This is a genomic window from Brumimicrobium glaciale (genome assembly GCF_004152935.1).
Lineage (GTDB): Bacteria > Bacteroidota > Bacteroidia > Flavobacteriales_D > Crocinitomicaceae > Brumimicrobium > Brumimicrobium glaciale.
Genome location: NZ_SETE01000001.1, coordinates 367,721 through 379,995 on the forward strand (window position 1 = coordinate 367,721; position 12,275 = coordinate 379,995).

9 protein-coding genes are annotated in these 12,275 nt (G+C 33.2%); 8 read left to right on the forward strand and 1 reads right to left on the reverse strand.

Annotation, left to right across the window (positions count from 1 at the left end; all coding sequences use genetic code 11):
- Window positions 1-232 precede the first annotated feature (232 nt).
- Both ERX46_RS01465 and ERX46_RS01470 read left to right on the forward strand, forming a co-directional pair.
- Complete coding sequence (locus tag ERX46_RS01465; RefSeq protein ID WP_130092055.1) at window positions 233-1,327, forward strand: hypothetical protein; 1,095 nt, start codon at window positions 233-235, stop codon at window positions 1,325-1,327.
- Window positions 1,328-1,527: 200 nt separating this feature from the next.
- Window positions 1,528-2,697, forward strand: coding sequence for an ATP-binding protein (locus ERX46_RS01470; protein ID WP_130092056.1), 1,170 nt, complete (start codon window positions 1,528-1,530; stop codon window positions 2,695-2,697).
- Between the two features lie 112 nt (window positions 2,698-2,809).
- Here ERX46_RS01470 and dacB read toward each other — a convergent pair whose 3' ends face one another.
- Window positions 2,810-4,282 carry a D-alanyl-D-alanine carboxypeptidase/D-alanyl-D-alanine endopeptidase gene (gene dacB / locus ERX46_RS01475; RefSeq protein ID WP_130092057.1) on the reverse strand — a complete coding sequence of 491 codons (1,473 nt, stop codon included), beginning with the start codon at window positions 4,280-4,282 and terminating at the stop codon, window positions 2,810-2,812.
- 39 nt (window positions 4,283-4,321) lie between these two features.
- On the opposite strand from dacB, the gene asnB reads away from it, so the two are divergent.
- The 6 genes from asnB to ERX46_RS01505 are packed head-to-tail and all read left to right on the forward strand — an operon-like array spanning window position 4,322 to window position 12,098.
- Complete coding sequence (gene asnB, locus ERX46_RS01480; RefSeq protein WP_130092058.1) at window positions 4,322-6,175, forward strand: asparagine synthase (glutamine-hydrolyzing); 1,854 nt, start codon at window positions 4,322-4,324, stop codon at window positions 6,173-6,175.
- Window positions 6,160-7,326, forward strand: coding sequence for a glycosyltransferase (locus ERX46_RS01485; RefSeq protein WP_130092059.1), 1,167 nt, complete (start codon window positions 6,160-6,162; stop codon window positions 7,324-7,326). The genes asnB and ERX46_RS01485 overlap by 16 nt, the downstream gene beginning before the upstream one ends.
- Before the next feature lie 3 nt (window positions 7,327-7,329).
- On the forward strand, window positions 7,330-8,103 hold the full coding sequence (locus tag ERX46_RS01490; RefSeq protein ID WP_130092060.1) for a polysaccharide biosynthesis/export family protein: 774 nt from the start codon (window positions 7,330-7,332) through the stop codon (window positions 8,101-8,103).
- Window positions 8,103-10,418, forward strand: a complete 2,316-nt coding sequence (locus ERX46_RS01495; protein ID WP_130092061.1) for a GumC family protein — start codon at window positions 8,103-8,105, stop codon at window positions 10,416-10,418. The genes ERX46_RS01490 and ERX46_RS01495 overlap by 1 nt, the downstream gene beginning before the upstream one ends.
- 32 nt (window positions 10,419-10,450) lie before the next feature.
- Entirely contained in the window at window positions 10,451-10,999 is a 549-nt protein-coding gene (rfbC, locus tag ERX46_RS01500) for a dTDP-4-dehydrorhamnose 3,5-epimerase (protein WP_130092062.1), read from the forward strand.
- Window positions 11,000-11,018: 19 nt separating this feature from the next.
- Complete coding sequence (locus ERX46_RS01505; protein ID WP_130092063.1) at window positions 11,019-12,098, forward strand: glycosyltransferase family 4 protein; 1,080 nt, start codon at window positions 11,019-11,021, stop codon at window positions 12,096-12,098.
- Window positions 12,099-12,275: the final 177 nt, after the last annotated feature.

The window sequence follows — 12,275 nt, forward strand, 5'->3', positions numbered from 1 at the left end:
AAAATAAATTATCCTTTAATCAAAGGGTTCATAATTTAATTTTTTGTGTAATTATTAAAGCCAGTGTGTCATATAGTATTTAATTAGAAAATAGTTGAGTTAAATAACTGGAATTTCTTTTTAACTTTTCCTACTAATAAAACTATTCTTATCTTCGAAATCTATTTTAGTAGGAAGCCTCGCAGTGCCTTACCAGGTAGCGTTTAGAAGAACCAATTACAATATTTGAGATATGGAATTTAATAATAAAAAACTAGAGAAAACATCAAAGCTGATCAATTACGTAATCGCGATTGTACTTTGTGGTTTCTTGATTTCTCTATCTGGAAAATTGATTGATGATGTTGATGAATGGGAAGAAAAGCCATTGGTTGAAGAATTCCAAAATCATGAGTTCTTAAAACATAAGGAATTTGAAATTCAGGACATTGACAATAAAATTGAATTAAAATCTGCAAAACTCTCAAGCGTTCAAAACACCATAAGAGTTGTTAATGGTAATTATGCGAATGCCAAGAAATCTTATGATAATTGGTTAGAAGCTAGGAAAACAGTTGGCTCACCTAGAGAAGATAAAGAGGTTTTGTCACGTGCAAAAGAACTTGATGAATTTTATAAGACACAGCAAGAATGGAAAATTGAATTGAATCAGATTTCTGGTGAAATAGAGGTTTTATCTAATCAGAAAAACGCATTTCACGAAGCAATAAACAAGGAGATTGAGCGTGCTTATGAGGAGAGAGAAAAAGCAATTAGAGCTTATGATTTAAAAGTGTTTCTAATACGATTACTGTTTATTTTACCTATTCTACTGCTTGGAATACTATTCATTGTCAAATTCAGAAAACACAAATACTGGCCTTTGTTTTTAGGATTTGTACTCTTTTCATTCTATGCTTTCTTTTTTGGATTAGTTCCTTATCTTCCAAGCTATGGTGGCTATATTCGATATACAGTTGGGATTATACTGAGTATTCTTTTTGGAACTTATGCTATTAATAAAATCAAAACATTTATTGAAAATAAAAAGAAAGAATTAAAAGTTTCTACTACCGAAAGATCGAGGAGAGTACAAACTGAAACGGCGGAAAAAGCACTTGACAATCATATGTGTCCATCTTGTGGTAAAGATTTTATTGTTAAAAAATGGGATAAAACAGCAGGTAAAAAAGATAAAGCTGATACCTATGGAATTGTAACCAATTTTTGTCGGTTCTGTGGACTAGAACTTTTTAAGAAGTGTAAAAAATGTGGTGAAGAAAATTTCGCTCATTTACCTTTTTGTTCATGCTGCGGTGATAAAATGTCGGATAATGAATCTGAATAGTATTGAAATTTTAGGATGAGATCCTCAATTTCTAAACTTAACATTATTTTAGTAGGGGTTTGTGCCTACGCTGACTAGCGATACGGCAGCGAATGTAACTAAGTGAAAATATAAAGACGCACTTCCAATTGAACGTTTTCTTCAAAAACTGCTCATCCTATTGTGCGTTTGTGTATATTTGCAATAAATATCTAGTAATTATGAGAACGCTCTATCAGAAATTTGAAACGCTTTTACAAAACACTACAACTGATTTTAAGCGTTACCTTTACGATAAAATATCTTGGGATAACCGTATGATTGGAATTATAGGTGGTCGAGGTGTAGGTAAAACAACGCTGATTTTGCAGCGCATCAAAGAAGAGTTAGGTAGTAAAAAAGCGTTGTATGTTTCTGCTGACGATTTATATTTTAGTGAAAATAAACTTTATGATTTAGCTGATGAATTTTACAAGAATGCTGGTGAATATTTGTTTATCGATGAAATTCACAAATATGAAAACTGGTCGCGTGAATTGAAAAACATATATGATTCACTTCCTAATTTAAAAGTGGTGTTTACTGGTTCCTCTGTTCTTGATATTCTTAAAGGTTCAGCTGACTTAAGTCGTCGGGCAGTAATATATAAGTTGCAAGGACTTTCTTTTCGTGAATATTTAAAATACTTTCATAATTATGATACGGGAATTTATTCCTTGGAGCAGATCATAAATAATGATGTGAAACTTGAAAATATAGAACATCCTTTGCCATTGTTTAGTGAATATTTAAAAAACGGTTATTATCCATTTGGAATTGAAAATGAATTCAATTTGAGATTGGGACAAGTAATTGTTCAAACATTAGAAACTGATATTCCACAATATGCAAATCTAAATGTGGCCACAAGTCGAAAGCTTAAACGCTTACTTTCCATTATTGCCGAAAGCGTACCTTTTAAACCAAATTTCACGAAAATAGCAGAGATGATAAAAGTAAGTCGAAACTCTTTGGATGACTATTTTGTGTATATGGAAAAAGCAGGATTGATAACTCAGCTGCGTGATGAAACCAGCGGAATTCGAGGCCTAGGAAAAGTAGACAAAGTGTATTTGGAAAACACTAATATGGTTTATAATCTGGTTGGTAATCAATCAAATGTTGGGAATTTACGTGAAACGTTCTTCTTAAACCAAATGCGTGTTGAAAACGATGTAATTTCATCGAAAAATGCAGATTTCGTAATTGATAAATACACTTTTGAAGTCGGCGGAAAAAACAAGAAACAACAGCAAATTGAAAAAGATGGAAATTCATTTGTCGTAAAAGACGATATAGAACATGGTTATCTAAATGTGATTCCGTTGTGGGCTTTTGGATTTAATTATTAGTAGGAATAATTTTACTAGATTTTTTAATTCTTTAATGCGCACTTTCAATTGAACAATTTCGTCAAAAATCGCTCATCCTGTTGTGCGTTTCAAACAAATTCACAAACCAACCCTAATACCCCGCCATACTATTAAAAACCACCTCCATCCGCTTCACCAACTGATAATTACTCAAATCGTCATTATTCACCATCAGCGCAAAGGCAATCTTCTTTCCGCTCTTACTGTCCACATATCCAGCGTAAGACTTTATTCGATTCATTGTTCCACTTTTGGCTTTGAGTTTTCCTTGAGCGGCTTGACCACGACATACACTTCTTAATGTTCCGCTTGATCCTGCAACGGGCAGAGTCTCCTCAAAAGCGGAGAAATTCTTAGATTTATACATGTACGCCAACAATTTTGTGTAATGCAATGCACTAAATGCATTGGTTCTCGACAATCCGCTTCCATCTGTTTGCATCATTCTAATTCCTAATCTTGGTTCCCAGTATTCATTAATGAATTTTTCACTTTCTTGACTTCCTCCAAAACCTGTTGATTCATAAGTGGAAAGACACAATAATTGCTCAGCGAAAAAGTTTACACTTCTCATGTTGGTCCAAAAAGCAATTTCTTCAACTGTTTTACCTTCGTAAGTGAATAAGGAATTCAATTTTTGATAATTGATTGTCGTGTCCGAATAAATTTGCATTAATAATCTCATTCCTAAAGCTGGATTTTTAACTTTTATTCCCGCACGAATTAAAGCCGATTCAAAAACTTGGGCCAATAATAATTCAGGATCTGGAACGCTTGCTTTTACTTCGAAATTAGATTTGTTATTTGGTAAATTCCCAACAGCAAAACGCTGATAAGAAAAAGGCGTTCCATAAATATAAGCATTGTCGCTGCTCGATGCATAAGTCGTCACTTGATTGTGCAAACTATATCCTTTAATTTTCGGTGTCATGGAATCCAAAGTTGTTGGTCCATTTAATCGCGAACTAGTCGAGAAATGTAAATATGTCATGTTATCGTAAACCGCACAAGCACTTGCAGCTGCTCCGTAATAATTCCCCATATCTGACCATGACCAACCATCAGGTGCGCCATGATATCCAAAAGCGGAACCGTCGGCTAAAACTTTTCCATTGATTTCTTTAATTCCTTTTTCTTTGATAAAATTCACCCATTCTGTGAGGAAAAGATGAACTTCCCCGTCTTTATAAAAGAATCGACTTCCTAAGCTTGGATCGCCTAATCCTCTGATGATAATATCTCCATTTAAAACACCAAGAGAATCAATATTCCCCGTTTTATAAATGATGGTTTTTGGACGATAATCTTTTCCTAAAATCTCAAATGCAGCTGCTGTAGTGAAAAGTTTTACCGTTGAAGCAGGCATAATCGCTGTTTTGTGATTGTATTCAGCAATAATTTTATCATTGTCAATATCGTAAGCTAAAAAGCTAATTGCAGCATTTTCAAGCGATTCATGGCTTTTGAAATTGTTAATAGCTTGCTGCACAGCATTAATTTGCTCTTGTGCAACGGATAAATTGATAAAAAACAAGTAGAATACACTAACAACTATTAACTTCATGGCGAGATTTTAAATTTTTATAAAAATCGATAAAATATTATGTGCGGCATAGTTGGATTGAAGAAATATTTTGAAACCCCTAAAGATAAAGATATAAATCGTGTGAAAAGCGCTATTTCTTGTCAAACTCATCGTGGACCAGATAATACTTCGTTGGAAGTTTTTGGTAGAGCAATTTTAGGACACAACAGATTGGCAATTATAGATTTGAATGAGAGATCAAATCAACCATTTTATGATGTTACTGGAAGATATTCAATCATTTTTAATGGAGAAATTTATAATTATCCTGAATTAAAAAATGATTTACTGAAAAAAGGAGTTGTCTTTGAAACTTCTTCTGATACTGAGGTTTTATTGTACCATATTATCGAAAACGGAACAGCCGGAATTGATGATTTGCAAGGTTGTTTTGCATTTGCATTTTTCGATGAACAAGAAGACGAAATGTTGTTGGTGCGAGATCACATGGGAATCAATCCTTTGTTGTTTTCAATACAAGAAGATGAGGTTTTATTTGCTTCTGAATTAACAGCGTTTAAATATTTATTGAACGATTCGGTTATTAATGAAGATGCTTTAAACGCTTATTTTCAATTTACGTATGTTCCAGCGCCCGACACCATGATTGTTGGAGTTCATAAATTGTTACCCGGACATTATGTGAAAATCAAAGGAAAGAATGTTGATGTCATTGAATATTATTCTGTGCGCAATGCTCCTGATATTAAAATTCCGTATGAAGAAGCCGTTACAGAAATAAAGAAAAAAGTCGAAAATGCAGTAATTAAAAGATTGAACGCTGATGTTCCAATCGGCACTTTTTTGAGCGGTGGAGTGGACAGTTCAATTGTTTCTCAAATTACCGCAGATTTTAAAACTTCTATCAATACATTTTCAATTGGTTTTGTAGGAAATGACTTTTTGGATGAATCAGAATACGCAAAAAATGTTGCAGAACATATTGGCTCCTCACATTTCCCAATTCAATTAGACAAAGAAAGCGTTGTTAAATCGTTTTCAACTGTTTTAGAAGCTTATGATGAGCCTTTTGCAGATTCAAGTGCTGTGGCGATGTATTTCTTATCTCGTGCAGCGAAAGAACAAGTAACAGTTTGTTTATCAGGTGACGGAGCAGATGAGCTTTTCGCAGGATACAACAAGCACAAAGCATATATTAGAAGTAAACATCCAGGTGTTTTATTGAAAGTCGCTTCAAAAGTTGCTGGACAAATGTCTGGCGGAAATAGAAGAGGAAAGATTTCAAATCGCATTCGTCAAATGAAAAAGTTTGGTGTTTTATTGCAACAAAAATGGCCGAATTCTTATTGGATGTTGGCACAATTTATTTCTAAAGACCGACGTGATGAATTGCTTTTGGTCAGCAAACCTTATAAAAGCATAGTTGACCCAGGAAAAGAAAGTTTACAAAGCTTTTTAATGACGGATCAGCAATTTGTTTTGCCTAACGACATGTTGAAAAAGGTGGACATGATGAGCATGCGGAATTCATTGGAAGTCAGAACACCATTTTTAGACAGAGATTTGGTTGATTTTGTGAATGGACTTCCTGACGATTATAAATATTCAGAAGGAGTAGGAAAGAGAATTTTACGAGATGCTTTCAGAGATGTTTTACCTGATGAGGTTTTCTCACGCTCCAAAAAAGGTTTTGAAGTTCCATTGCAAGATTGGATTCAAAGTGTTTGGAATAATGTGGTGGATGAATCATGGTTTTCAAAAGAGTACATCGAAAAACAAAATGTATTTTCTTTTAATGGAGTGACTCAATTGAAAGCAGATTTCGACAAAGGGGAAGAGGAAGAAGCTACAGTTACAATGTGGGCATTTATTGTATTTCAAAATTGGTTTGAACGATGGACAGAAAAATAAAAGTGGTAAGGATAATAAATCGTTTCAATATTGGTGGACCAACTTTTAATGCCACTTTTCTAACGAAGTTTTTAGGAGATGAATTTGAAACTACCTTAATCGGTGGTGTTCCTGACGAAGGAGAAAAAGACTCTCATCATATTTTGGAACAATATGGAATTACACCAATCATCATTCCTGAGATTCAAAGAAGTTTAAATCCAGTTAAAGATTATAAAGCTTATAAAAAGATAAGAGAATTATTAAAGGAAATAAAACCTGATATTGTACATACGCATGCTTCAAAAGCTGGATTTGTAGGAAGAGCAGCAGCTATTTCTTTGAAAATACCTGTAATTTTACATACTTTCCATGGACATGTTTTCCATTCTTATTTTGGAAATGCGAAAACGCAATTATTTAAACAAATCGAACGTTTTTTAGCCAAAAGATCTACGGGAATTATTGCGATCAGTGATATTCAGAAACAGGAACTCAGCGAAATTCATAAAATTGCTCCAGCCAATAAGATTAAAGTTATTCCATTGGGATTTGATTTAGAGAAATTCTCTGAAAATAAGGCAGAGAAACGAGCAGCAATTAGAAAAGAATATAATATTCAAGAGAACGAGGTAGCCATTGCAATTGTTGGTCGATTGGCTCCAGTAAAAGACCATGATTATTTCTTAAAGGTCATAGAAGAATTACTCGGTCAAACAAAAACAAAAATCAAGGTTTTCATTGTAGGAGACGGAAGTGAAAAAGCGCATATTGAAGAAAGAGTAGCCGAAATTCACCAGAAATATCCTAATACAATCGTTATGACATCATGGATTTTAGATATTGCAACTTTTAATCAAGGAATGGATATCATGTGCTTGACTTCCAAAAATGAGGGGACTCCTGTAAGTATAATTGAAGCGCAAGCATCAGGCATTGCGGTCATTTCAACAGATGTTGGAGGAGTTCGAGATATTCTAGAAGAGGGTAAAGCGGGCTTTGTGATTAAAAGAGAAAATAGTGAAACTTATACTGATAAATTACGTTTATTGGTTGAAGATTCATCCTTACGAGAAAAGTTTTCTATTTTTGGACAGGAAAACGTGAAGTATAAGTTTAGTTATCATCGTTTAGTTGATGATACTAGGAAATATTATAAATCGCTATTGTAACAAATGAAAATTATAACGTCACTTTTTATATCTGTATTATTTCTATCTCTATTTACTTCTTGTAATGTGAATAGTCATGTGATGTTTAAAACTACCGATTCAGAGGTAATCACAGAAAATATTCCAATTTCTCCTGATGATGCTTATCGTTTAGCAACTGATGATAAAATTTCCTTTGTGCTTTACGTTGAGAATGGAAAGAGAATAATAGACCTTGCTGCAGGAATCAATTCAAACGGAGGTAGTCAGCAGGCTTCATCAATTAGTCTTCAATACCTTGTTCGTCAGGATGGAAATATAGAATTACCATTACTTGGTTTAGTTCAAGTTGCTGGAATGTCAACAATTGAAGTACAACAAAAATTAAGTGAGTTATATGCTGTAAACTATATTGATCCGTTCATTCAGGTTGAAGTAACCAATAGAAGAGTAATTGTCTTTCCAGGAACCGGAGGGGATGCAAAGGTTATTTTAATTCAGAATGACAATACAACTTTAATGGAAGCAATTGCTTTAGCTGGTGGAATTACTGAGCGTGGTAAAGCGAATGTGGTAAAAGTAATGAGACAAACCGAGGAAGGAAGGAAAGTTTATCAAATTGATTTGAGTACAATAGATGGATTAAAGTATGCAGATATGATTGTCCAATCAAATGACTATATTTATGTTGAGCCAACAAAACAATTATCTCGTGAATTCTTGAAAGAGGTAACGCCAATAGTATCACTGATATCTTCAGCAATTTTGGTCTTTTCAGTATTCACAACATTCAAATAATGAATAGTCAGAAAGGAAAAATATTTGTAAATACTACCTTTGATTTAAAGGTTTTAAAAATTGTTATCAAAAGAAATTGGTACTGGTGTGCAATTATTTCAATTTTATTTTTCGTTTTTGCTTTCATATATGTAAGGTACACTAAGCCTGTTTACGAATCAAAAATGTTGATTCAGCTGAACAGTGAAAATCAAGGAGCAGATTTATTAGATTTTAAAGACGCTAGAAAAGATGGATCCATTGCCAAAGAAATTGAATTACTGAGATCTCAATTACTTTTTGAAAAAGCGATAGACGACTTGCCATTAAACGTTTCTTTGTATGCAAGAGGAGAATTTCTAACAGAAACACTTTATAAACAAGGTACAATTAGAATAAAACCTTTGATCATTAAGGATTCATCCTTGTTTGGTACTCCAATTTTTCTTTCCGCTTTTGATGATAAAGTAATCATGAACTTTAAGTATAACGGAGGGAATTATAATTATAAATTTTCGCCAAATTCGTTACTTAAAACTCCATTTTTTGATATGCGAGTAAGCATTGATAATTGGGACCAATATCTTGCTAACACGACAAGCAATAAACTCTACTTTGTATTAAATGAAAAAAAGTCTATTGCACGTCAATTGAGGTCAGGACTAACCGTTACTCCGGTCGATCCAAATGCACGAACAGTTGAGTTGAGTTTTAGGAGTCACAGTCCTACATTGGCAATGGAGATAGTACAATCTTTAACGGCAAACTTTTTCAAATACGACGAAAATATTAAAAAAGAAAGTGCCGATAATATATTGGACTTTATAGCTGTTCAACTAGATTCATTAACCCAGGAATTGAAAGTTGCTAAGGACAGTATAATGGCTTATCAACGTCAGGAAAACATTACGAATCCTGAGTTTATAGCCTCAACAACTTCTCAAAAAATAGAAATTTTAAAGTTAGAAGAAAGAAATGGATTAGAAGAATTGAGGATTTTAAATTCTGTTGAATCCAAACTTAAAGGAAACCCGAATAGTCTTGATGTTTACCGTTTAATTCCTGTCATTATAGGGAAATCTTATGAATCTAGTTTGAGTATTCAAATTCAAGAGCTTTATAATTTAATTGAGCAAAAAGAAGATCTTTTGTATCAAGTAACTCCAGAAAATGAAAACATCAAGAAACTGATAATGAGAATTCAGGTTCGGAAAGAAAATATTGATGAAATCATAGCTTTATTGTCTAGTAGAATTCAGGAGCGACTAATCGTTATTCGAAAAGAATTAGCAGAATATGAAGACAGTTATCTCAAGTTGCCTGAAAAGCAAATGGAATTGTCTAGACTGAATAATGTCAAAGAATTAAACGAGAAATACTTTTCTTTATTAACAGACAAAAGGGCAATCTACTCTATCTCAAATGCTGGTTACTCCTCAGATAATAAAGTGCTTAACGATGCTTCAACTTCTGGAACTCCCGTCTTTCCAAAAGTTGAAATGATTTATGCTGTGAGTTTATTTTTAGCCTTTAGTTTATCCATGGCGTTTTTATTCTTGCGCTATCTGTTATTTAATGAGATCAATCAACTTTCAGATCTACGATCAATTATCCCAAGTAAAATTGGAGTTTTAGGTTCTATTCCAAAGAATAAAAATAAAGATACTTATTCTTTATTGGTGGTAGATAATAACCCACGATCCATGATCAGTGAATCATTCCGAGCCTTAAGAACTAATTTGTCTTTTGTAAAAAATGACATTAGGACTATTACCATAACATCAACTGTTTCTGGAGAAGGTAAAACCTTTGTCGTGCTTAACTTGGCTGGAATTATAGCGATGACAGGTAAAAAAGTACTCGTTGTTGATCTTGATATGAGAAGACCAACTGTGCATCATGGTTTAGGGGCTACCAATGAAAAAGGGATGAGTAATTTGTTAGCGCGATTATGTGAAAAGGAAGATGTAATTCAAAATACAAGAATAGAAAATTTAGATTTTATTTCTGCTGGACCAATTCCGCCAAATCCATCTGAACTACTTTTGGGTAAACGTTTGGATGAATTAATCATAGAATTTAAAGATGTTTACGATGTTATTATATTTGATAATCCGCCTATTGGATTGGTTTCGGATGGAGTGCGCTTACTTACAAAAGTAGATGTTCCAATATATGTATTCAGATCAAATTATTCAAAAAGAAATTATAGTGATAAACTACATGAAATTTCTGAAATAGAAGAAATGAAAAACATCAATGTTGTATTAAATGCTGTGGATGCCAAGAAAAGTCTTTACGGATATGGTTATGGTAATTATTACAATGAAGAATAAATTAGAGTTTACCAATTGATAAAAAGTATATTTTGAAAATAATTGAAACGGGAATAAAAGACTTAATTGTTATTGAAGCAAACGTTTTTGGAGATGAAAGAGGATATTTCTATGAATCTTTTAACGAAAAACAGTGGAAAGAAAAGGTAGGAAAGCTACCTGATTTTGTTCAAGATAATGAGTCGATGTCTCACGCCGGAGTTTTAAGAGGATTACATTTTCAAAAATCGCCTCATGCCCAGGGAAAGCTTGTACGCGTTGTACAAGGCAGTGTTTTAGACGTTGCAGTAGATTTAAGAAAAGATTCTGAAACCTATGGAAAGCATTTTAAAATAAAACTTTCAGGAGAAAACAAACAACAGTTGTATGTGCCTGAAGGATTTGCGCATGGTTTTTTGACATTGGAAGACAATACCATTTTTAGTTATAAATGCACTAATTTTTATAACAAAGAAAGCGAAGGTGGTTTGCTCTGGAATGATGAAGATTTAGCTATTGATTGGGAAATAGAAGAACCGATTTTGTCGGAAAAAGACAAGTATTATAAAAGTTTTATTACTTTTGTCTCGCCTTTCCTTTAAATCGGAATAACTTAACATCATGAAACTTAGTCTTGTCACCGAATATATTATTTATCTTTTAGGAGCTTTTCTAGTCTCCTTTATAATCAATAAGCTTGTTTTGCGTTTCGCAAAAAGTCTCGGAATAAGAAATAAAAATGATGTTGTCGTTAGATGGAGTAATACCTCAAAGCCTTCTCTAGGTGGAATTAGTCTGTATTTTACCTTTATAGTCAGCGCACTCTTTTACGCAATAACCTCTTCGAATGATAATATTTTTGATAATATCGAATTTGTTGGATTGATCACAGCTGCAACATTAGCATTTGTTATAGGTGTGGCAGATGATGCCTACAATACAAAGCCTTTATTAAAGCTTTTTGGTCAGATATTCTGTGGTGTAATTTTTGTCTATACAGATAATGCTATTGATATTTTTCACCTGCCTGTTCTCGATGGATTAATTACAGTTTTATGGGTTGTTGCAGTGATGAATAGCTTAAACATGTTAGACAATATGGACGGAATAACAGGAACTGTTTCCTTGTTTATATTAGTTACTTGTTTGGTTGTTTTTGGATTCTTTAATGATCCAAGTAATCTGCTTTGGTCAATTCTAATTATAGCCGAAATTGGAGCGCTAACAGCATTTCTATCTTATAATATTCATCCTGCAAAAATGTTTATGGGGGACACAGGAAGTCAGTTTATAGCTCTTTTCGTTAGTTTCTTCGGAATTAAAGCTTTGTGGAACTTACCATCACATTTTGAATTGCCTTCATGGTCAGCTGTTTTTCTTATTTTAGCTGCTTTTACACCAGCGGTAGCAGATACTTTAACTGTAGTAATCAACAGAACCAAAAGAGGTGTTTCCGTAATGCTTGGTGGAAAAGACCATACAACGCATCATATGGTTTATAAAGGGTATTCAGAACTAAAAGTTTGGGTTATTTTTCTAGTTATTAGTATTCTTTCAACTGTAATAGCTTTCATTATTGGTTATTTTATTAGTCTAGGGTATCTTGTTCCATCACTGGCAGGATTAGTATTGTTTGTCGTGGTATTTGTTCTCCTTTATAGAAATACCATTAAATATAAAGAACCAGAAAAAGTTGAATAAGGTACCGTTAGTTTCTTTTTAGACCTTATAAATTTAAGCTTCAAAATCTTTTCGCCAATTTAACATTCCTGTTGAATAGGTTAAGACTAATGATTAAATATCAGTTTTTATAAATTTTATCCATAGTGGATTCATAACGATTTATGTTTCTTGGTCTGTTGAGAAACGGTAAATAAA

Excerpts from the sequence above, each read along its gene's own strand:
- ERX46_RS01505 (WP_130092063.1), top strand. The coding sequence starts at position 11,019 with ATGAAACTTAGTCTTGTCACCGAATATATTATTTATCTTTTAGGAGCT.
- ERX46_RS01490 (WP_130092060.1), top strand. The coding sequence starts at position 7,330 with ATGAAAATTATAACGTCACTTTTTATATCTGTATTATTTCTATCTCTA.
- ERX46_RS01485 (WP_130092059.1), top strand. The coding sequence starts at position 6,160 with ATGGACAGAAAAATAAAAGTGGTAAGGATAATAAATCGTTTCAATATT.
- dacB (WP_130092057.1), bottom strand. The coding sequence starts at position 4,282 with ATGAAGTTAATAGTTGTTAGTGTATTCTACTTGTTTTTTATCAATTTA.
- asnB (WP_130092058.1), top strand. The coding sequence starts at position 4,322 with ATGTGCGGCATAGTTGGATTGAAGAAATATTTTGAAACCCCTAAAGAT.
- ERX46_RS01495 (WP_130092061.1), top strand. The coding sequence starts at position 8,103 with ATGAATAGTCAGAAAGGAAAAATATTTGTAAATACTACCTTTGATTTA.
- ERX46_RS01470 (WP_130092056.1), top strand. The coding sequence starts at position 1,528 with ATGAGAACGCTCTATCAGAAATTTGAAACGCTTTTACAAAACACTACA.
- ERX46_RS01465 (WP_130092055.1), top strand. The coding sequence starts at position 233 with ATGGAATTTAATAATAAAAAACTAGAGAAAACATCAAAGCTGATCAAT.